The sequence below is a fragment of the Nocardioides sp. URHA0032 genome, from assembly GCF_000620645.1.
In the GTDB taxonomy this organism is placed as follows: domain Bacteria; phylum Actinomycetota; class Actinomycetes; order Propionibacteriales; family Nocardioidaceae; genus Nocardioides.
The window spans coordinates 603,704-624,341 of the sequence record NZ_KK211159.1 but is presented as its reverse complement, the minus strand read 5'-3'; the positions used below and the strand labels follow the sequence as shown (position 1 = coordinate 624,341).

Below are 20,638 nucleotides of genomic sequence, written 5' to 3'. Positions count from 1 at the left end.
TGAGCGTGCCGACGCCGTACCTGCGCGTCGACACCGCCCGGCTGCGGTCGAACATCACGCGCGTCGCGGAGCTGGCCACCGCTTCCGGCGTGTCGCTGCGGCCGCACGCGAAGACGCACAAGTGCGCCGAGATCGCCCGGCTCCAGCTGGCCGCGGGCGCGGTGGGGCTCACCGTGGCGACGATCGGGGAGGCCGAGGCGTTCGTGGACCACGGCGTCGAGGACGTGTTCATCGCCTACCCGTTGTGGCTGACCGCGGAGGCGGCGCGCCGGCTGCGTGACGTGGCGGACCGCGCCGACCTGGCCATCGGCGTCGACTCGGCGGAGGCCGCCGCCAGAGCCGGCGCGCTGCTCGGCGACTCCGGCGTCGCGGTCCTGGTCGAGGTCGACTGCGGGCAGCACCGCAGCGGGGTCCTCCCGGGCGGTGCGGGGTCCGTCGGCACCGCCGCGGTCGAGGCGGGACTTCCGGTGCGGGGGCTGTTCACGTTCCCGGGCCACAGCTACGCACCCGACGCACTGGTGAGTGCCGCGGACGACGAGGCGCGGGCGCTCCGCTCCGCCGTGGCGTCGTTCCGCGCCGCCGAGCTCGAGCCGGACGTAGTGAGCGGCGGCTCGACACCCAGCCTCGCGCACGCCCACACCGACGTCCTCACCGAACTGCGGCCCGGCGTGTACGCGTTCGGCGACGCCCAGCAGTGGGAGCTGGGCACCACCACGCCGGACGAGATCGCGCTCGCCTGCGTCGCGACCGTGGTCAGCCACGCCGGCGGCCGGCTGGTGCTCGACGCCGGCAGCAAGGCGCTCGGCGCGGACCGGGCGGCGTACGCGAGCGGCTGGGGCCGCCTCCCGGCGTACCCGGAGGCCCGCGTCGTGCAGTTCTCCGAGCATCACGCCGTGGTCGACCTCGCCGGAGCGGACCTGCCGGCGCTGGGCAGCCGGGTCGACGTCGTACCGAACCACGTGTGCAACGCGGTGAACCTCGCCGAGGTGCTGTGGGCGGACGGCGAGGCCTGGCCGGTCGTGGCCCGTGGCCGGAACTCCTGAGCCCCTCCCCTACGATCGGCCCATGCTCCGACGCGTCGCCCTGCCCCTGGCCGTCCTCACCGTGCTCGCCCTCGCGGGCTGCGGGTCGGACGGGCCGGACACCGCCACCGACTCCGGGTCGTCGGTGAAGACGACCTCGTGCAGCTACGACAAGAACGGCCAGGCGGCCGCGAAGGACGTGGACCCGCCGTCCTCGGACGCGCCGGCCGAGGGCACCGTGGACGTCACCCTGAAGACCAGCGCCGGCGACATCCCGATCACGATGGACGCGGCGTCCACACCGTGCGCGGTGAACTCGTTCGTGTCGCTGGCCGACCAGGGCTACTTCGACAAGACGCCCTGCCACCGGCTGACCACCCAGGGCATCTACGTGCTCCAGTGCGGGGACCCGACCGGCAGCGGCATGGGCGGGCCGGGCTACCAGTTCGACGACGAGCTCGGGGGCGACGAGACGTACCCAGCGGGCACGGTGGCGATGGCGAACGCCGGCCCCGACACCAACGGCTCGCAGTTCTTCCTCGTGTACGCCGACACCCAGCTGGACGCCGCCTACGACGTGATCGGCCGGATGGACAAGGCCGGCATCGACGTGGTCAAGCGGGTTGCCGAGAAGGGCACCGCGAACGGCGGCGCGGACGGGGCTCCGAAGGTCCCCGTCACGATCGAGTCGGTGACGACGGACTAAGCGGGAACCGCACCCCGGTCAGCTCCTCCGACCGGGTCCACAGCCGCTTGGCGAGGTCGGGGTCCGACGCGGCCTGGCTGCGGCCGACGCTGGTCGGCCACCCCGTCATCTCCAGGAAGCCGCCCGGCCCGATGAAGGTGTTGCCGGGGACGTCCATCGTGGCGGCGTAGAGCGTGGTCAGCGCCCCCTTCCAGCCCGGCATGCCCACCAGCCGGTGGCCCCACGAGCCGACCCAGGTCTTGAACCGGTTGCCGGTGTTCGCGGTGATCGACGTCGCCGTCGATCCGGGGTGCGCACCCGTCGCGCGGAGCGTCGAGCCGGCCGCGGTCAGCCGGCGCTGGAGCTCGGCCATGAACAGCAGGTTGGCCAGCTTGGAGGCGCCGTACGCCGCGAACGGCTTGTACGGACGTCGCTCCCAGCTCAGGTCGTCCAGGTCGAGGTCCGCGCTGTGGTGGGAGTCGGAGGACACCACGACGACGCGGTCGGTGAGCCGCGGGAGCAGCAGGTTCGCGAGCGCGAAGTGGCCCAGGTGGTTCGTCGCCAGGTGGGTCTCGAACCCGTCGGCCGTCAGCGCCCGCGGCACCGCGAGCACGCCCGCGTTGTTGATCAGGACGTCGACCGGGCCGACGCCCTCGGCGAACTCCCGGACACTGGCCTGGTCGGCGACGTCCAGCCGCCGGACCTCCACCGTGCCCTTGATGCCGGCCGCGACCGCCCGACCCTTGTCGAGGTTGCGGACCGCGAGCACGACGTCCGCCCCGGACGCCGCGAGCGCCCTCGCCGTCTCGAGCCCGAGCCCGCCGCTCGCGCCGGTGACGACGAAGCGGCGGCCGTCCTGGCGGGGTACGGCGTCCCAGCGGCCGGGACGCTTGCGCCGGGCCACCTCAGCGCTCGTGGTACTCGATCGGGGCCCCGAGCTGGACGGTGCGGCCGACGGTGCACAGCCGGTCGCGGGACTGCGCGACGGCGCGCGGCAGCGCCTCGCGGGCGCGGTCGCCCTCCTCGCCGTGGGGGAACCGGACCCGGAAGGTCACCTGGAGGTCGGTCAGGTGGTTGCCGCCCTCGTCGCGGACCTTGTCGCCCTCGGCGACGACGTCGAGCGAGATCGCGCCCGCGCGCTTGCCGGTGATCAGGTCGACGTCGATCGCGCTGCACCCGGCGATCGCGGCCAGGAGCAGCTCCACCGGGGTGAAGTCCGGGTCGCCGCCCGAGCCGATCGGGAGCACTCCCCCACGCGCGTTGGTCGCCTTGTAGCGACCCTCGCCGATCTTCGTGAGGTCGATGCTGCGGTGGGCGTTCTCGGCGACGGGCGGCTGCGGCAGGTCGGGGCTCATGGCCACAGGGTGCCAGACCGGCGACACGCCCGGGATCCGCCTGCGGGTTGTGTCGACGGGATCGATCGGGGACGGTGGAACGGGTACGCAACCGCTACCCGGAAGGCGAGCATGCTCACCCTCACCGAGAACGCCAGTGCCATCGTCAACGAGATCACCTCGCAGCCCGGCCTCGCCGAGACCGCAGGCCTGAGGATCACCACCGAGGACAGCGCCGAGACCGCGTTCGCCGTCTCCGCCGCGCAAGCGGGCGAGCCGGGCGACCAGGTCGTCGAGCAGAACGGTGCCACCGTCTACCTCGACGCCTCGGCCGCGGAGCTCCTCGAGGACAAGGTCCTCGACGCCGCCGTGGACCCGTCCGGGAAGGTCGAGTTCGCGCTCGCCGTCCAGGGCTGACCCCGCTGCCGCAACCCACTCCGCCGAGCCGGCGCGGTCCCTCTCGACCGCGTCGGCTCGGTGCGTTCCGGGGCGTCCCTGGGGCGTTGTGTGGCGAGTTTCCGGACGCCGGATGGTGCGCGGATTGGTCACCAACCGCACGTGGGAGCGTGCCCAATCTGCGGTTGGTGACCAATCCGCGTGCTCAGGCGGCCGGGAGCCCCGCGACCAGGTCGGTGCGGACGAACCCGTTGCGGACCCGCTGCGGGTGGTCACCGACGGGGGCGGTCTGCACGATCCGGCCGGTCCGGTAGGAGATCTTGGCGATCTCGTCGGTGCCGCTCCAGGAGATGTAGCAGTAGCGGCCGTCGTAGCTCTGGGTGACCCAGTAGGGCTTGCCGTCGGCCTTCTTCAGCAGCTTGCCGTGCTGCCAGTCCGACGTGGACACGACCGTCGCGTAGTCGTCCATGGTGCCGGCGACGCAGATCTTCGTGCCGGCCGGGTTCATGGCGATGCCGTGGTGCGCGGAGTCGAGGACGTACTGCTCGCGCGGCATGTCCGGGACCAGGTTCGGCAGCCGCACGACCTTGACGATCCTGCCGGTGCGCAGGTCCATCCCGACGAAGCCGTGGAAGAACGACAGCTGGAAGTACACGGTCTTCTCGTCGGGAGACAGCGTCATCGGCCGTACGGCGGTCGACATCCGGTCCAGGCCCCGGTCGTCGAGCGCCTTGCGGAGGTCGTACCGGCGGACCACGTCCAGGGTGCGGGCGTCGGCGACCTCGAAGACCCGCTCCTGCTTCGTCGAGTCCGCCTCCGGCTGGTCCAGCGGGCTGTAGACCATGCCGATGCTGGCGTGCAGGATCTTGCGGCCACCGTCGATGAACACGCTCTCGTGCGGGGACCCACCGGAGGGGAACCGGCCGACCTCCGTGCCGTCCTTGACCCGCAGCACGTGCACGACGTCGCCCGTCGACGCGCTGACGACCACGCGCCGTCCGTCGGGCGACAGCGCCATGTGGTCGGAGCGCACGCCCGCGACCGGGAAGCGCCACACGATCTGCTGGGTGGCCAGGTCGATCGCCACGACGTCGGCGAAGGACGGCCGCGAGACGACGAGCAGCCGACCGTCGTTCGAGGAGTACATGTCGTCGACGAACTGGTCGTGGCCCTCGCCGATCAGCGCGCGGATCGCGAGGAAGTAGGCGAACCGGTAGGCGTTCGTCGTGATCTCCTGCATCCGCTCGTCCTTGTCGGGCACCACGTCGATCCGGCCGAGCCGCTCGAACGTCGCGGGGTCGAGCACGTCGGCGGTGCCGGCCCAGTTGTTGCCGACGAACACCACCCGGCGTACGTCGTCGGCGCGACGCTCGAGGGAGCCCCGGGTCTCCTCGGCCGACGCCGGCGGAGCCAGGGCCACGGTGGCGGCGACGGTGGCCAGGGCGGTGATCGCGACGCGGAGCCTCATGCCGGGAGAACGACCCGCGTCGAGAGCGCGTTACGCCGCCGGCCCGCGTGACGTGTGCGACGCTGCCCGCATGAAGCGACTCATCTCGGGTGCGATCGCGCTCGCCGCCGTGGTGCTGACCGGAGGTCCCGCGTCCGCCGCCCACCTCAGCATGAGCGACCCCGCCGGCGACCGCTCCGGTCACGGCCTCGACCTCACCGGCGCGACGCTGCGCAACCTCGGCCAGCGGATCGTCGTCGACGTCGAGTTCGTGCGCTCGGTGCGGGGCGACCTGATCGTGAGCGTCGACCCGCGGCACGCGCGCGGCGTCCGGCTGGTCAGCGAGTACGACGCGGTCGGGCACACCCGCAACCGTGTGCTCGCGGGCTCCTTCGGCGACCACGACACCGGTGAGGAGCCGGAGCGGGTGCCCTGCCGTGGGTTCCGGGTGCGCTGGAGCGCCGACGAGCCGACGGTCCGGCTGATCATGCCGGCCAGCTGCCTGACCGGCGGCGACTACACCGCGGTGCGCTTCGCCGTCCTCACCGAGCGGGACGGGGACACCGACTACCTGCCCGACGAGACCGGCCAGTCGCCCTGGGTGCCGCGCGGCTGACCCTGCGCCCGCTCGTCGGGACCGCGCTCGACCCGCAGGCTCACGGCGGGGAGGTCGAACCACCGGAGGTGCTCGAAGTCCTCGCTCACGTTGGCCGGGTGCGAGTCCAGGTCGGGCCCGGCGGCCGCGCCCAGGATCGCGGCGCCGTCGCGGAGGTGCTCGGCGAGCAGCTCCTCTCCCCCGGTCGCCTCGTCGGACGGCATCGACAGGCGGCCACCGGCGTACGAGACGTCGTTCAGGCTCAGCGGCGGCGTGACCACGCCGTCCCGGTGCCGCCACATTCCCGTGGCCGGGTCGAACCGGTAGTCGCCGAGCAGTCGCCAGCCGTCGCGGGCGACCAGCCGGACGGTCTCGACCAGGTAGTCGACGACCGCGTCGGAGACGAAGTAGTTGAAGTTCACGCGTACCCAGCCGGGCTTGATGCCCTCGCAACCGCCGGTGATCTCACGCTCGAACTCGTGCGAGCGCTCCAGGTCGATGCCGAGCAGCCGGTGGCCGTACGGTCCCGCGCAGGAACAGCCGCCCCGCGACTGGACGCCGAAGAGGTCGTTGAGCAGCGCGACGACGTAGTTGTGGTGCAGGTACCGACCCGACGGTGAGCGCAGGACGAACGACACGATCGAGAGCCGCGGCGCGTCCAGGTTGCCGAGCAGCTCGACGGCGGGCTCGGACCGCCACGCCTCGACGGCCCGCCGGAGGTGCCGCTCCTCCTGCTCCCGGATCGTCGTGGTCCCGACCGCCTCCTTGAGCTGGAACACCAGGCCGGCGCGGATCGACTCGATGATCGCGGGCGTGCCGCCCTCCTCGCGGTGGGTCGGGTCGGCGAGGTAGCGGTGGTCGTCGTCGTTGACGTACGCCACCGTGCCGCCGCCGGGCACGTCCGGCACCCGGTTCGCGAACAGCTCCCGGCGCGCCACCAGCACCCCCGGCGTCGACGGCCCGCCGATGAACTTGTGCGGCGAGAGGAAGAGCGCGTCCTTGTACGACAGCGGCCGGTCCTCGAACGGGCGCATCGTGATGTCGATGTACGGCGCCGCAGCGGCGAAGTCCCAGAAGCTCAACGCCCCGTGCTCGTGCAGCAGCTCCGCGATCCCGGCCGTGTCGGAGAGGATGCCGGTCACGTTGGAGGCGGCCGAGAACGAGCCGATCTTCAGCGGCCGCTCGGCGTACTTCTCGAGCTGTTCACGCAGGTCGACGAGGTCGGCGCCGCCGTCGGCGTCCTGACGGATCGTGACGACGTCGGCGATCGTCTCGCGCCAGGAGATCTCGTTCGAGTGGTGCTCGTACGGCCCGATGAACACCACCGGTCGCTGGGCCGGCGGGACGTGCTCGCTGAGCGCGTGGGTGTCGTCGAGCACCGACGGGATCCGCAGGCCCAGTACGCCGATCAGCTTGGCGATCGCCCCGGTGCACCCCGAGCCGGCGAACAGCACCACGGTGTCCTCGTCGCCGCCCACCGCGGCGCGGATGATCTCGCGGGCGTCCTCGCGCAGGCGGGTCGTCTGCAGGCCGGTGCCGCTGGACTCGGTGTGGGTGTTGGCGTAGCCGGGCAGCACCTGGTCGCGGATGAAGTCCTCGACGAACGTCAGCGCGCGACCGGACGCGGTGTAGTCGGCGTACGTCACCCGGCGGCGGCCGTACGGCGTCTCCATCACGTGGTCCTCGCCGATCACCGAGTCCCGGATCAGTGCGAGGAGCTCCTGCGTCCCCACCTCCACGGGCCTCAGCGTAGACCTCCGCTCAGCGGATGAAGGCCTCCGAGACCGCCTGGCCGCGGACCACGCCGCCGACCGGGCCGAGCACCGTCTGGACGTACCGCGGCGTCCCGGCGCGGCGAGCCGCGGCGGTGACGCTGGCGTGACCGGAGTGGACCCGCGGGCCGCGGGCCAGCAGCACGACGACCTCGTCGTGACGGACCTGCCGGTCCAGCCAGGCCTGCATCTGGCCGAGGTCGCGGGGAGGCCGGCCGAGGTCGACGCGCGACCCGCCCGCGACACCGAAGAACCCGAGCCGGCCGGAGAACCGCGCCGGGACGTCGAGGCTGCCGGGCAGGACCGTCGTCGTGCCGCCACCGGTGAGGGTCACCCGGACCGCGAGCCTGCCGCCGCCCCGGACGACCAGCCCCGAGTGACGCGACACGGTGACCCACTCGCCACCCTGGCGGGCCTGCACCCGCGAGATCTTGAACGACGTGACGTCGTCACGCAGCGTGCTGTCGGTCGTGACCGAGTCGATGGAGACGCCGCCCATCCGGGCGATGCCGTAGACCAGGTCACCGAGGCCGAAGCCGAGGCGGTACGTCAGGTCGCTGCTCGACGAGTAGAGGTCCGAGGAGTGCAGCTCGAACGGCGTGCCGTCGCCGTCGGTGCCGGTGATCGTCCAGGCGAGGTCCTCCGAGCCCTTGATCGGGCCGTCGACGACCGCCTGGTGGTTGGCGAGCAGCTCGTAGAACGCCGTCGAGGCGAGCGCGTCCGGGGTGTCGAGCGTGACGTGCGAGACGCCGGTCCGCGACCGGTCGGCGTACGTCAGCGACGAGGTGATGTCGGTGGTCGCCGGCAGGGCGCCGATCGTGCCGGTGATGCCGGCGAGCCGGTCGTCGGTGATCGTGCCGACCGGGGCACCGAGGTTGGCCACCTTGAAGCCGGCGACCAGGTCCTCCTGGACGTAGATCGCGTCGGCGGGGTGCATCGCCAGCGTGGTGCTGCCCGAGTAGTCGAGCGGGTGCCCGAAGCCGACGACCCGGTCGCCGCACACCGAGGTGGCGGTGCCGACACCGGCCATGGTGACGTCGCCGTAGGCCAACGAGGCGGCGAGGTTGCCGCCCGCGACGATGTCGCCGGCCGTCGCGTCCGCGGCACCAGCGCGCCCCACGGCGTACGCCGAGCGCGGCAGCCAGCTGCGGTCGCCGGCCCTGGCCGCGGCGGCCGTGAGGCGGCCGGCGCCGACCCCGGCCACGCCGAGCGGCATCGGCAGCTGGGCGAAGCCCTGCTCCGCGCGGGCCGCGGACACGTCGCTGCCGCGGGCGATCTGGCGGGCGGCGGTGCGGTCGACCGCGATGCCGTCCTGCATGGGGTCAGCCATGTGGTCGTCCATGTGGTCGTACGGCGTCACGCCGGCGACCGGCGAGCTGCCCATCGCCAGGCCGTAGCTCACGGCCCCGATGAGGCGGCCGTCGGCGGCATACACCGGAGAGCCGGACATGCCCTGCCAGATGCCGACCCGGTCGATCTCGGGCGACGTCAGGCGGACCATGACCATGTCGACGTCCGGGCCGATGCCGTCGTCGAGGACCCCGAGCACCTCACCGGTGAAGCCCTCCGGCGTCGTGCCGTGGGTGACCGTGAGGCCGGTGACGGCGTCGCCCGCGGCCAGCTGGTCGACGGGGAAGGCGACCGCACAGTCGCCCGCGGGTGCGGCCGACTGGGCGGGCGACGTGGTGACGGCGGCGCCGGCCAGACCGAGGCCGGCGACGGCCGTGAGGGACGCGAGGGCGCGGGCGCGCCGGGGGCTGCGTGACATGCGGTCTCTCCCGAGATCGGACGGAGACACGCCGTTCGTACCCCCGACCGCGGATCGTAGGTGGGTCCACCGACGGGTGTGAAATCCGCGACACTCCAAGGCTTAGGGTGGCCGCGTGAGCAGCCCCTACCAGAGCCTCCAGCACACCGAGGCGATCGCCCGTTTCGAGCTCCTGACCGTGGACGGGTACGACGTCGTGCTCGACCTCGCCGGCGACGAGAGCACGTTCGGGTCCGTGACCACCCTGCGCTTCCAGAGCGCGGGTGGACCGACGTTCGTCGACCTGAAGCCGGTCCGGGTGAACGAGATCCGCCTCAACGGGCAGCGCCTGGACCCCGATCTGCTGGAGCGCGGGCGGCTCCCCCTGGTGACCGCCGCCGGCGCGAACGAGCTGGTCGTCGACGCCGTGATGCCGTTCCGCAACGACGGCGAAGGCCTGCACCGCAGCACCGACCCGGCCGACGGCAGGCAGTACGTCTACGGCATGTCGTTCATGGACGCCGCGCCGACCGTCTTCGCGTGCTTCGACCAGCCGGACCTGAAGGCGCCGTACACCTTCCACGTCACGGCGCCGGCGGACTGGGTCGTGATCGGCAACGCGCCCGGCAGCAACCCCGAGCCCGGGGTGTGGGAGTTCGAGCAGACCCACCCGCTCTCGACCTACTTCGTCACCCTGGTCGCCGGGCCGTACCACGTCCTCCGCGACGAGCACGACGGCATCCCGCTCGGCCTCTCCGCGCGCGCCAGCCTCGCCGAGGACCTGGACGCCGATGCCGACGAGCTGTTCACGATGACCAAGCAGTGCTTCGACGAGTTCCACCGGCTGTTCGGGATCCGGTACCCGTTCGGCGACTACCACCAGGCCTTCGTGCCCGAGTTCAACGCCGGCGCGATGGAGAACCCGGGCTGCGTGACGTTCCGCGACCCGCTCGTCTTCTCCAGCCGGGTCACCCGCGGGATGCGGATCTCCCGCGCCACGACGGTCGCCCACGAGATGGCGCACCAGTGGTTCGGCAACATCGTCACCCCGAAGTGGTGGGACGACCTGTGGCTGAACGAGTCGTTCGCCGAGTACATGGGCGTGCGCGTGACCGCGGACGTGACCGAGTACGCCGACGCGTGGACCGACCACGCCTACGACCGCCGGCTATGGGGCCTGACCGCCGACGAGGGCCCGAGCACCCACCCGGTCGCCGGCAACGGCGCGTTCGACGCCAGCGCGGCGCTGCAGGACTTCGACGGGATCTCGTACGCCAAGGGGTCGAGCATCCTGAAGCAGCTCAACGCCGCGCTCGGCGACGAGGTCTTCCTGGGCGGCGTCGTGGACCACCTGACCCGGCACCGGTTCGGCAACGCGACGATGCACGACCTGTTGTCCTCGTGGGAGTCCGCCGGCGCGGGTGACCTGTCGTCGTTCACGACGAACTGGCTGCGGACCGCCGGCGCCGACACGCTCACCTTCGACCGCGAGGCCGGACTGGTCCGCCGTACCCCGCCGCAGGGCAGGCCGGCCGACCGCGCGCACACGTTCCGCGCGGCGGTGGCGGTGGACGGCGTGTGGGAGGACCGGCCGGTCATCCTGGACAGCCCCGAGACGGCGTTCCCGGTCCCGCCCGGCGCGGCGGTGCTGCTGGACCCGTACGACGAGTCGTGGGACGTCGCGAAGCCGGACGCCGAGACCGTCACCGCGCTGAAGACGGTGCTCCCCGGCGTCACCGACGACCTGCTCCGCGCGGGCGTCTGGAACAACCTGCGCGGCGCGCTGCACGACGCCGAGGTCGACCCGGCCGACGTGCTCGACATCGTCGAGGCCAGCCTGCCGGTCGAGGACACCGAGGACTCCAGCCGTCGCACCCTGACGTGGGTGTTCAACAAGGTGGTGCCGGTGGCGGGTCCGGGCGCGCTCGCCCGCGTCCACGGCGCGGCGCTGGCGAAGCTGGCCTCCCTCGAGCCTGGGTCCGAGCGCCAGCTCGCGGCGTTCCGCGCGGCGATCTCGTCGTCGGAGTCACCCGAGGAGCTGCGGGCGTGGCTCGCCGCCACGCCGGCCGGGGTCGACCTCGACCTGGACCTGCGCTGGCGGCTGCTGGTGCGGCTGGCGACACTGGGGGCGACGGACCGCGAGGAGCTCCAGGCCGCGCTGGACGACCAGCCGACCGGCCGGTCGCGGGTCGAGCACACCCGCGCCCTGGCCTCGCTGCCGGACGCGGAGGCCAAGGCGTGGGCCTGGGACCGGTTCACCGGCAAGGTCGACGTGCCCAACTACGAGCTGGAGGCGGCCGGCGCGGGGATGTGGCGGGGCGGCCAGGAGCAGCTGACCGCGGCGTACGTCGACCGCTACTTCGTCGACCTGCCCGCGACGGTCGGCGTCCGGTCGGGGTGGGTCCTGGCGGACGCGACCGACTTCTTCTTCCCGCGCACCTCGGTGACCGAGGAGACCCGCGACCGGACGCTGGCGATGTCCCGGGAGGAGAGCCTCGACCTCTCGGTGCGCCGCCGGCTGGCGGACCAGGCCGACCGGCTCACGCGCACGCTCGCGGTGATGACGAGGTACCCGCACCCGTGAGAGGACGGCCGTGAGCCTCGACCGCGCGCGACGCCCGGGTCCGACGGTCCGGACCCGGGTGCACGAGCACGCGTCCGACGGTGAGCACCGGCGCGAGGACCGGCTGGCGACGGAGGAACCGCTCGAGATCCGGCTGGCCTGGCCCGGCGTACCGCCGCGCCGGGTGTGGGTGACGATGCGGACTCCCGGGCACGACTTCGAGCTCGCGGCCGGGTGGCTGGTGCACGAGGGCGTGGCGGCGCCGGCGGCCGTCCAGGCGGTGGCGTACTGCACCGACGAGTCACTCACGCCCGACCAGGAGCTGAACGTCGTCACGGTGACGCTCTCGTCCGCTCCCCTGCGCGACCCCGGGCACCGGCACGCCGGATCCGGGTCGTCGGCGTGCGGAGTGTGCGGCAAGGACAGCGTCGGGTCGGCGCTCACCGCTCCCCGCGGCCCGGCGTGGACCGGGCCGCTGCCGACGCCCGACATCGTCAGATCGCTGCCCGGTGCGCTGCGGCCCGGGCAGGCCGTGTTCTCCCGGACCGGCGGCGTGCACGCCGCCGGCCTGTTCACCGCCTCGGGCGACGCCCTCGTCGTGCGCGAGGACGTCGGCCGGCACAACGCGGTCGACAAGGTCACCGGCGCCCGGGTGCTCGCCGGCTCCTCGCCCGCCGAGGCGTGCCTGGTCGTCAGCGGCCGCGCCGGCTTCGAGCTGGTGCAGAAGGCGGTCGCCGCCGGCATCGGCTCCCTCGTCGCCGTCGGCGCCCCCACGTCGCTCTCGGTCCGGCTCGCCACCGAGGCCGGCCTGATGCTCTACGGGTTCACCTCCGCCGAGCGGTGCGTGCGCTACACCTGATTCACGAGCGCGCGAAGTTCTGCGGTTTGGTCACCAACCGCAGGAAGGGAGCGCTCCCACGTGCGGTTGGTGACCAATCCGCGACGTTCGACGCCGTCCGCACGAGCACGCTCCACCACTGATCACCGGCCACCCGGCGCGGCAGACCGGGACTGTCGGCGCCCGCTCCTAGCGTTGCGGTGTGCGCATCCTCCACACCTCCGACTGGCACCTCGGGCGCTCCTTCCACCGCGAGGGCATGCTCGGGCACCAGGCGGCGTACGTCGACCACCTCCTCGAGGTGGTCGCGCACGAGCGGGTGGATCTCGTCGTGGTCTCGGGCGACGTCTACGACCGCGCGCTCCCCCACGTCGACGCGGTCCGCCTCGCCGACGAGGCGCTGGCCCGGCTCGCCGCCAGCCGCGCCGCGGTCGTCCTCACCAGCGGCAACCACGACTCCGCGCAGCGGCTCGGGTTCAGCTCCCGGCTGATCGACGCCGCGGGCGTCTTCATCCGCACCGACGCCCGCACCGTCGGCACGCCCGTGCTGCTCGAGGACCAGCACGGTCCGGTGGCCGTCTACGGCATCCCCTACCTCGATCCCGACGCGGTCCGCGAGCCCTGGGGACTCACGGCCCGCTCCCACGAGGCCGCGCTCGCCGCCGCGATGGCGCGCGTGAACGCCGACCGCGGCGGCCGCGGCGCACGGAGCGTCGTCCTGGCCCACGCGTTCGTGGCGGGTGCCCAGCCCTCCGACTCCGAGCGTGACATCAGCGTCGGCGGCGTCTCGCTCGTGCCCACGACCGTGTTCGAGGGAGTCGACTACGCCGCGCTCGGCCACCTGCACGGCCGGCACACGCTCACCGAGACGGTGCGCTACTCCGGCTCACCGCTCGCCTACTCCTTCTCCGAGGCCGGCCAGGTCAAGGGCTCCTGGCTCGTGGAGCTCGACGCCGGCGGGTTCGCAGGCGCCGAGTTCGTCGAGGCCCCGGTCCCCCGCCGCCTCGCCAGGATCCGCGGCACGCTCGACGGCCTGCTCGCCGACCCGGCGCTGACCGGTCACGAGGACGCCTGGGTGCAGGCGACCCTGGTCGACGACGTCCGCCCCCTGCAGGCGATGGAGCGATTGCGCTCCCGCTTCCCGCACACCCTGGTCCTCGGGTTCGAGCCGGCGGGGGGCGAGCGCGACCACGTCCCGACCGCGGTCCCGCAGGGACGCTCCGACCACGCCGTCGCCCTCGACTTCGTCGACGCCGTCCGCGGTACGCCCGCCACCGAGGCCGAGGCGGCGCTCCTGCTGGCCGCCGTCGACGCCTGCTGCGAGGACCCCGACTTCGACGTGCTGGTCTCGGGGGCGGGATGAGGCTCCACGAGCTCGAGATCACCGCCTTCGGGCCGTTCGCGGACACTGTCCGGGTCGACTTCGACCACCTCTCCGACGCGGGGCTGTTCCTCCTGTCCGGGCCGACCGGGGCCGGCAAGACCAGCGTCCTCGACGCGGTCTGCTTCGCGCTGTACGGCGATGTCCCGGGAGACCGCAACAGCGCCAAGCGGCTGCGCTCGGACCAGGCGGCGCCCGGCGTACGACCCAGCGTGACGCTCGAGGTCACGTTGTCCGGCCGGCGGTTCCGGGTCGTCCGCTCACCGGCGTGGACCCGACCCAAGAAGCGCGGCGACGGCGTCACGACCGAGCAGGCATCGGTGAGCATCGCGGAGCGCATCGACGGCACCTGGACGATGCTCAGCACGCGCCTCGACGAGACCGGGCACCTGGTCACCCGGCTGGTCGGCATGAACGTCGCCCAGTTCACCCAGGTCGCGATGCTGCCGCAGGGCCGGTTCCAGGCGTTCCTGCGGGCCCGTTCCGAGGAGCGTCACTACCTGCTCCAGCAGCTGTTCCGCACGGGCCGGTTCGAGTCCGTCGAGAGGTGGCTGCGCGACCACCGCGTCGCCCTGCGCAAGCGCTCCGAGACCGCGGCCGCGACCGTCGACGACCTCGTCAGCCGGGTCAGCGAGGCCACCGGTGTCGACGCACCCGAGGAGGAGCACGCCTCGTGGGCCCGAGCCCTGCTGGCACGAGCCGCGGAGCGCGCGACCGCGACCGCGGCAGGCGCGGCGGAGGCGGCCGACACCGAGGCCGCGACCCGGTCCCGGCTCGAGGATGCCCGGGTCCTGACCGAGCGTCGTGCACGCCTCGACCGCGCACGGGCCGAGCACCAGCGGCTGCTGGAGGAGTCCGGCCAGCACGACGCTGCCCGCGACCGCCTCGCCGCTGCCCGTCGCGCTGCCGGTGTGGTGCCCCTGCACCGGATGGCGGTCACCGCCCGTCGCACCCACGAGTCTGCCGTCGCCTCGGTGACCGGCACCGACCGCGACGCGATCGAGCAGGACCTCGCCGAGGCGGTCGGCGAGGGCGCCCGGATCCGGGCGCTCGAGCCCCGGGCCCGGCGACTGGCAGCCGTCCGTTCCGACATGGCCCGGCTCGAGCGGCGCTCGACCGAGCTGCGCAGAGCCGCCGAGCGGGCCCGCGCGGAGGCCCGCGAGCTCGTGACCGCCCTGACCACGCAACTGGCCGAAGCCGAGGAGACGCACGTCCTGGCCAGGCAGCTGACCCTCGACCTCCGCGAGCGCGCGATCGGGCTGCGCGAGCAGCGCGTCAACGGCATGGCCGCCGAGATCGCCGCCGGCCTGGTGGTCGGGGGGTCCTGCCCGGTGTGCGGCTCCTGCGACCACCCGCACAAGGCCGCCGCGCCGCACGGTGCCCCCGACGAGTCCGCCGAGAAGGACGCCCAGCGAGCCGCCGACGATGCGGTCGTCGCGGAGTTCGCCCTCGAGACCAAGGTCGGCGAGGTCCGCGCGGCGCTCGCCGCGGCCACCGATCGAGCCGACGCCGTCCCAGCCGGGATCGCGGCCGAGTCCGGCGCGGTCGCCGCGTCGCTCGCGGCTCTGGCGGCGGAGTCGACAGCGCTCGCCGACGAGCTCGCCGAGTACGACGAGGACCGGCTCGCCACCTCGCAGCGGGCCGAGCGGGCGGCGCGCTCCGCGCTGGCCTCCCTCGACCGGCTCGCGACCGCTGCGACAGCGCTCGCGGAGGCCGAGTCGGCGCTCGCGGCGGCGGTCGACGAGGCCGGCTTCGACGTCGTCGACAGTGCCCTCGCGGCCGCCCTCGACCAACAGGCGTACGACCACCTCGCCCACCGCGTCGCGGAGCACGACCGCCGGCTCGCCGCCGTCACCGCCGTGCTCGCGGAGCCCGGCTCGGAGGAGGTCGCGACGGCCGCCCTCCCCGACCTCGACGCCCTCACGCACGAGCACGCCACTGCGCTCGACGCACTCGGCGAGGCCCGCGCCCGGGAGGCGCGCTGGGCCGCGCTCGCCCAGCGGCTCGGCTCGCTCGTGGGCGAGCTCGAGGCGGCCCTGGCCGTCTGGGCACCGCTCCGCGACGAGCTCGACCTCGCCACGAGCCTGTCCGGCTTCGTGGAGGGCAAGTCGCCCGACAACCGGCTGCAGATGCGCCTCTCGGCGTACGTCCTCGGCTACCGGCTCGGGCAGGTCGTCGCCGCCGCCAACACCCGGCTCGCCGGCATGAGCGACCGGCGCTACTCCCTCGAGCACACCGGCCGACGCGGCGCCGGGGAGACCCGCGGCGGCCTCAGCCTGCTCGTGCGCGACGACTGGTCCGGCGAGTCCCGCGACCCCGCGACGCTGTCCGGCGGGGAGACCTTCGTGGTCTCGCTCGCCCTGGCGCTCGGGCTGGCCGACGTCGTCGCCCACGAGGCGGGGGGCGCCGACCTGGACACCCTCTTCGTCGACGAGGGGTTCGGGTCCCTGGACGCCGACACCCTCGACGACGTGATGGACACCCTCGACTCGCTGCGCGACGGTGGCCGCGTGGTCGGAGTGGTCAGCCACGTCGCCGAGATGCGCGACCGGATCCCGGTCCAGCTCGTCGTCCGCAAGGACCGTCGCGGCTCGACGGTCGGGATCAGCCGCTAGAAGCGCAACGTCTCCCAGGTGCTCACGTCGAGTCCCCAGTCGTCGGCGAGGCGCCGGGCCTGCGGGCGGTAGAGGACGCGCAGAGCGTCCTGCATGCCCTCCGGCCACTCCCAGTCGGCCTCCTCGGACGAGCTGGACCGCGACGGCGCGTGGACCGCGGCCAGCGGCACCGGCGCCAGGCCGAGCTGGCCCCACACCAGATCGACGGCCGGCTGCGGGTTGTCGCGCACCTGCTCGTAGACCAGCACCGTGAGCCGGTCCTTGCCGACGAACGACGCCCACACGTCGAGCTGGTCGGCGTAGAAGCCGGCCCAGGTCTGCAGGTTCACCGGGATCGGGTAGGGCTGCGACCGGCCACGGGTGACGCCGAGCCGCATGGCCGACCGGTACCGCTCCACCGGGTCCCGCAGCAGCACCAGGATCGGAGCGTCCGGCACCAGCCGCGGAACGACGACGCCGGCCGACGGGTGCCGCAGGTACTGCGGCGAGAAGTCGCCCCGGCGGACCCCGTCCTCCGGAAACAGGTCGAGGTAGTCCGCCGCCGGCGTCCGACCGTCGGCGACCTTGTGCAGCAGCTGCTGCTCCTTCTTGCCGTTGGTCCCGAGATCGACCTGCGGGTGCTGGGTGAGGAGTCCCGTGAACCACGCCGTGCCGCTGCGCTGAGCGCCGATGCCCAGCCAGGAAGGTGCACCCATGTCGACAGACCCTAGGACAGAGCCGGTCGGGTAGGTTCGCCGCATGAGCGGGCCGGTCCTCGATCCTTCGTTCTCCGCACTCCCCCACCGCAGCCTCGGCGACGCCGCGCTGTCCCGCGCGCGGGAGCTCGGCGCCACCCATGCCGACTTCCGGTTCGAGCGGGTGCGGTACCAGACGGTGGTCGCCCGCGACGGCGTGCTGCAGAGCGCCAGCGACAGCGAGGACCTCGGCTTCGCGGTGCGCGTCGTGCACGGCGGCTCGTGGGGCTTCGCGTCCGGGGTCGTGCTGACCGCCGAGGAGGCGGTCCGGGTCGCGGAGACCGCGGTCGCGGTCGCCCGGGTCGCGGCGGAGATGACGAGCGCGCCCGTGGAGCTCGCGGACGAGCCGGTGTACGAGGACGTCACCTGGGTGTCGTCGTACCGCGTGAACCCGTTCGAGGTCCCGGTCCGCGAGAAGGCCGCCCTGCTCGTCGACTGGACGAACCGGCTGCGCGCCGGCGCCGCCGTCGACCACGCGTCGGCCCACCTGCTCCAGGTGCACGAGTGCAAGTACTACGCCGACCTCGCCGGCACCCGGACGACCCAGCAGCGGGTGCGGCTCCACCCCGGCTTCGAGGCGATGGGCGCCGGCGCGGACACGTTCGACTCGATGGCCAGCATCGCGCCACCGGTCGGCCGCGGCTGGGAGTACCTCGACGGCGGGCCGGACTCCTGGGACTGGGACGACGAGATCGAGCAGGTCCCCGAGCTGCTCGCCGAGAAGCTCGAGGCGCCGAGCGTCGAGGCGGGCACCTACGACCTGGTCATCGACCCCTCGAACCTGTGGCTGACCATCCACGAGTCGATCGGGCACGCCACCGAGCTCGACCGGGCGCTCGGGTACGAGGCCAACTACGCGGGCACGTCGTTCGCCACCCCCGACCTGCTCGGCACCCTGCAGTACGGCTCGCCGGTCATGAACGTCACCGGCGACCGGACCGTCGAGCACGGGCTGGCCACGATCGGGTACGACGACGACGGCGTCGCCACCCAGCAGTGGGACATCGTCCGCGACGGCGTGTTCGTCGGCTACCAGCTCGACCGGGTGATGGGTGCCGCGATGCCGTCGCTCAACGACGGCCGGTCCAACGGCTGCGCGTACGCCGACTCCCCCGGGCACATCCCCATCCAGCGGATGGCCAACGTCTCGCTGCAGCCCGCACCGGACGGCCCCTCCACCGACGAGCTGGTCGGACGCGTCGAGCGCGGGCTGTACATCGTCGGGGACAAGTCCTGGTCGATCGACATGCAGCGCTTCAACTTCCAGTTCACCGGGCAGCGGTTCTACAAGATCTCCGACGGGGAGCTGGTCGGCCAGGTCCGCGACGCGGCGTACCAGGCGACGACGACGGAGTTCTGGAACTCCATGGAGGCGGTCGGTGGCCCGGACACCTGGGTGCTGGGCGGCGCGTTCAACTGCGGCAAGGCCCAGCCCGGGCAGGTCGCGTCGGTGAGCCACGGCTGCCCGACCGCGCTGTTCCGCGACGTCCGCATCCTCAACACGACCGAGGAGGCCGGTCACTGATGACCACACCCCAGTCCGTCGTCGAGCACGCCCTCGCCACCTCGACCGCCGACGACTGCATGGTCGTCCTCCGCAGCAGCACCAGCGCCAACCTGAGGTGGGCGAACAGCACCCTGACCACGAACGGCGTGATGAGCGGGGTCGACGTCACGGTCGTCTCGTTCGCCGGGCAGGCGACGGCGTCGGCGTCCGGCAGCGTGACGACCCTCGACGGCCTGACCCGGCTCGTCGAGTCCGCCGACAGCGCGGCCCGCGAGGCCGACCCCGCCGAGGACGCCGACGAGCTGGTCCGCGACCACGCATCGCCGGACTGGGACGAGCCGCCGGTCCCGACCGACATCCACGTGTACGACGCCGTGGCGCCCGCCCTGGGTGAGGCGTTCGGCCGGGCGGCCGCCGCCGGACGGATCCTGTACGGGTTCGTCAACCACGAGATGACCACGACGTACCTCGGCTCGTCCACCGGCCTGCGCCTGCGGCACGTCCAGCCGACCGGTCACGTCGGCTGCACCGGGAAGTCCGCGGACCTGACCCGCAGCGCCTGGGTCGGAGCGGCGACCCGCGACTTCGACGACGTCGACCCGCTCGCCATCGACGACGAGCTGGCCCGGCGGCTCGCCTGGGCCGAGCGTCGGGTCGACCTGCCCGCCGGGCGGTACGACACGATCCTGCCGCCGACGGCGGTGGCCGACCTGATGATCGACGCGTACTGGAGCGCCGGTGCGCGGGTCGCGTGGGAGGGCCAGTCGGTCTACAGCGAGCGTGCTGGTGGCACCCGCATCGGCCAGCGGATCGCCCGGCCCGGGGTGAACCTGTTCTCCGACCCGTCGTACGCCGGGCTGGAGTGCCTGCCGTTCGCGGTCACCTCGAGCTCGAGCAACGAGGAGTCGGTGTTCGACAACGGTCTGCCGCTCGGCCGGACCGACTGGATCAGGGACGGCGAGCTGGCCGGGCTGATCCAGACCCGGCACAGCGCCGCGATGACCGCCCAGCCGATGACGCCCGGCATCGACAACCTCTGCCTGGTCGTCGACGGTGGGTCGGGGTCGATCGAGGACCTCGTGGCGGGGACCGACCGCGGCCTGCTGCTCACCTGTCTGTGGTACATCCGGGAGGTCGACCCGCAGACCCTGCTGCTCACCGGCCTGACCCGCGACGGCGTGTACCTGGTCGAGGACGGTGAGGTCACCGGTGCCGTGAACAACTTCCGCTTCAACGAGAGCCCGGTCGACATCCTCACCCGGTTCACCCACGCGTCGGCGACCGGGCCGGCCTTCAGCCGCGAGTGGGGCGACGACTACTTCAGCCGGACGGCGATGCCGGCGCTGCGGGTGCCCGACTTCAACATGTCGAGCGTGTCGCAGGCCCAGTAGCCGGGCTGATGCAACCGGAGGGGCTGCTGCGGCGTACTCCTGCTGTCCGAACCACCACACAGCAGAAGGAACCACCATGTACCCCCTGGCCCTCGCCGCCACCGCCGCCCTGATCGGGCTCGGCACCGCGGCCCCGACCACCCAGACCACCGAGTCGACGACCACCCACGAGCGCGGCATCGTCGTCGAGTGCTCCGGCACCGTCCAGGGCCGCGACGTCTACGCGAGCCTCTACGAGAACAACCACTTCGCCAACGTCCTCCAGGTCCTGATCGGCGACGACGCCCAGCAGGTCGGTGGCAGCCGCCAGGACCGCGACGGCTTCCTCGGGGGCGGCCGCGTCACCGCCGCGATGAAGGTCGGCGGCTCGCGCGCCCTGATCTCCGGGACCGCACGGAAGGTCGGCCGCAACACCCCGGTGCACGACGAGTACGACGACGCCGGCCAGCACATCACCGCGGACGGCACGCACCGCCTCCTCGATACCGACCTCGACCTCACCTGGCGCGGCCGCACCGTGCCGCTGGACTGCGACACGGCGTTCGCCTACCGGCTGGTGGTCGTCAGGGAGTCGACGGTCGACTAGCGCGGCCGGCCGGCTGGGTGAACCT

17 protein-coding genes are annotated in these 20,638 nt (G+C 73.2%); 11 read left to right on the top strand and 6 right to left on the bottom strand.

Translation table 11 applies throughout. The annotated features are described in order from the left end of the window. The first annotated feature begins 5 nt into the window (after positions 1–5). Both N538_RS0116740 and N538_RS0116735 read left to right on the top strand, forming a co-directional pair. Positions 6–1,043, top strand: coding sequence for an alanine racemase (locus N538_RS0116740; protein WP_155992220.1), 1,038 nt, complete (start codon positions 6–8; stop codon positions 1,041–1,043). A 22-nt stretch (positions 1,044–1,065) separates the two neighbouring features. Continuing rightward, the gene (locus tag N538_RS0116735; RefSeq protein ID WP_028638236.1) at positions 1,066–1,728 is read left to right on the top strand and encodes a peptidylprolyl isomerase; all 663 of its coding nucleotides are present in this window, start codon (positions 1,066–1,068) and stop codon (positions 1,726–1,728) included. Here N538_RS0116735 and N538_RS0116730 read toward each other — a convergent pair. Further along, complete coding sequence (locus N538_RS0116730) at positions 1,700–2,611, bottom strand: oxidoreductase (protein ID WP_028638235.1); 912 nt, start codon at positions 2,609–2,611, stop codon at positions 1,700–1,702. The two genes, N538_RS0116735 and N538_RS0116730, sit on opposite strands and share 29 nt — an antisense overlap. 1 nt (position 2,612) lies before the next feature. Next, a complete protein-coding gene (locus N538_RS0116725) occupies positions 2,613–3,062 on the bottom strand; it encodes an OsmC family protein (RefSeq protein ID WP_028638234.1) in 450 nt (149 codons plus the stop codon). Positions 3,063–3,173: 111 nt separating this feature from the next. Here N538_RS0116725 and N538_RS0116720 point away from each other — a divergent pair, with 111 nt between their 5' ends. After that, positions 3,174–3,458, top strand: coding sequence for a Fe-S cluster assembly protein HesB (locus N538_RS0116720; protein ID WP_028638233.1), 285 nt, complete (start codon positions 3,174–3,176; stop codon positions 3,456–3,458). A 184-nt stretch (positions 3,459–3,642) separates the two neighbouring features. Here N538_RS0116720 and N538_RS25955 read toward each other — a convergent pair whose 3' ends face one another. Then, positions 3,643–4,905: a YncE family protein gene (locus N538_RS25955; RefSeq protein WP_036570806.1), complete on the bottom strand. Its 1,263-nt coding sequence runs from the start codon at positions 4,903–4,905 to the stop codon at positions 3,643–3,645. A gap of 70 nt (positions 4,906–4,975) precedes the next feature. Here N538_RS25955 and N538_RS0116710 point away from each other — a divergent pair, with 70 nt between their 5' ends. Next, positions 4,976–5,500 (top strand): hypothetical protein, encoded by a 525-nt coding sequence (locus N538_RS0116710; protein WP_028638232.1) that lies wholly within the window; start codon positions 4,976–4,978, stop codon positions 5,498–5,500. Here N538_RS0116710 and N538_RS25950 read toward each other — a convergent pair. Next, on the bottom strand, positions 5,452–7,218 hold the full coding sequence (locus N538_RS25950; protein WP_231496249.1) for an aminotransferase class V-fold PLP-dependent enzyme: 1,767 nt from the start codon (positions 7,216–7,218) through the stop codon (positions 5,452–5,454). The genes N538_RS0116710 and N538_RS25950 overlap by 49 nt on opposite strands. 22 nt (positions 7,219–7,240) lie before the next feature. Next, on the bottom strand, positions 7,241–9,019 hold the full coding sequence (locus N538_RS25945) for a hypothetical protein (protein WP_036570804.1): 1,779 nt from the start codon (positions 9,017–9,019) through the stop codon (positions 7,241–7,243). Between the two features lie 115 nt (positions 9,020–9,134). On the opposite strand from N538_RS25945, the gene pepN reads away from it, so the two are divergent. The 4 genes from pepN (at position 9,135) to N538_RS0116680 (ending at position 16,395) form a co-directional block, all read left to right on the top strand. Then, positions 9,135–11,582, top strand: a complete 2,448-nt coding sequence (pepN, locus tag N538_RS0116695) for an aminopeptidase N (RefSeq protein ID WP_028638231.1) — start codon at positions 9,135–9,137, stop codon at positions 11,580–11,582. Positions 11,583–11,592: 10 nt separating this feature from the next. Beyond that, positions 11,593–12,420 carry a formate dehydrogenase accessory sulfurtransferase FdhD gene (locus N538_RS0116690; protein ID WP_231496248.1) on the top strand — a complete coding sequence of 276 codons (828 nt, stop codon included), beginning with the start codon at positions 11,593–11,595 and terminating at the stop codon, positions 12,418–12,420. A gap of 181 nt (positions 12,421–12,601) precedes the next feature. After that, positions 12,602–13,762, top strand: coding sequence for an exonuclease SbcCD subunit D (locus N538_RS0116685; protein WP_028638229.1), 1,161 nt, complete (start codon positions 12,602–12,604; stop codon positions 13,760–13,762). Then, positions 13,759–16,395 (top strand): AAA family ATPase, encoded by a 2,637-nt coding sequence (locus N538_RS0116680; RefSeq protein ID WP_028638228.1) that lies wholly within the window; start codon positions 13,759–13,761, stop codon positions 16,393–16,395. Before N538_RS0116685 ends, N538_RS0116680 begins: the two co-directional genes overlap by 4 nt. Here the strand turns inward: N538_RS0116680 and N538_RS0116675 are convergent. Then, positions 16,392–17,090: a sulfotransferase gene (locus tag N538_RS0116675; protein ID WP_028638227.1), complete on the bottom strand. Its 699-nt coding sequence runs from the start codon at positions 17,088–17,090 to the stop codon at positions 16,392–16,394. The two genes, N538_RS0116680 and N538_RS0116675, sit on opposite strands and share 4 nt — an antisense overlap. Positions 17,091–17,133: 43 nt before the next feature. Here N538_RS0116675 and N538_RS0116670 point away from each other — a divergent pair, with 43 nt between their 5' ends. The 3 genes from N538_RS0116670 (at position 17,134) to N538_RS0116660 (ending at position 20,613) form a co-directional block, all read left to right on the top strand. Further along, positions 17,134–18,654 (top strand): TldD/PmbA family protein, encoded by a 1,521-nt coding sequence (locus N538_RS0116670; RefSeq protein WP_028638226.1) that lies wholly within the window; start codon positions 17,134–17,136, stop codon positions 18,652–18,654. Next, entirely contained in the window at positions 18,654–20,027 is a 1,374-nt protein-coding gene (locus N538_RS0116665; protein WP_028638225.1) for a TldD/PmbA family protein, read from the top strand. The genes N538_RS0116670 and N538_RS0116665 overlap by 1 nt, the downstream gene beginning before the upstream one ends. 76 nt (positions 20,028–20,103) lie before the next feature. Next, entirely contained in the window at positions 20,104–20,613 is a 510-nt protein-coding gene (locus tag N538_RS0116660) for a hypothetical protein (protein ID WP_028638224.1), read from the top strand. Positions 20,614–20,638 lie beyond the last annotated feature (25 nt).

Bases quoted from the DNA above. Each gene is read 5' to 3' on its own strand.
- N538_RS0116660 (WP_028638224.1), top strand. From the start codon at position 20,104: ATGTACCCCCTGGCCCTCGCCGCCACCGCCGCCCTGATCGGGCTCGGC.
- N538_RS0116725 (WP_028638234.1), bottom strand. From the start codon at position 3,062: ATGAGCCCCGACCTGCCGCAGCCGCCCGTCGCCGAGAACGCCCACCGC.
- N538_RS0116665 (WP_028638225.1), top strand. From the start codon at position 18,654: ATGACCACACCCCAGTCCGTCGTCGAGCACGCCCTCGCCACCTCGACC.
- N538_RS25955 (WP_036570806.1), bottom strand. From the start codon at position 4,905: ATGAGGCTCCGCGTCGCGATCACCGCCCTGGCCACCGTCGCCGCCACC.
- N538_RS0116670 (WP_028638226.1), top strand. From the start codon at position 17,134: ATGAGCGGGCCGGTCCTCGATCCTTCGTTCTCCGCACTCCCCCACCGC.
- N538_RS0116675 (WP_028638227.1), bottom strand. From the start codon at position 17,090: ATGGGTGCACCTTCCTGGCTGGGCATCGGCGCTCAGCGCAGCGGCACG.
- N538_RS25945 (WP_036570804.1), bottom strand. From the start codon at position 9,019: ATGTCACGCAGCCCCCGGCGCGCCCGCGCCCTCGCGTCCCTCACGGCC.
- N538_RS0116720 (WP_028638233.1), top strand. From the start codon at position 3,174: ATGCTCACCCTCACCGAGAACGCCAGTGCCATCGTCAACGAGATCACC.
- N538_RS0116680 (WP_028638228.1), top strand. From the start codon at position 13,759: ATGAGGCTCCACGAGCTCGAGATCACCGCCTTCGGGCCGTTCGCGGAC.
- N538_RS0116710 (WP_028638232.1), top strand. From the start codon at position 4,976: ATGAAGCGACTCATCTCGGGTGCGATCGCGCTCGCCGCCGTGGTGCTG.
- N538_RS0116735 (WP_028638236.1), top strand. From the start codon at position 1,066: ATGCTCCGACGCGTCGCCCTGCCCCTGGCCGTCCTCACCGTGCTCGCC.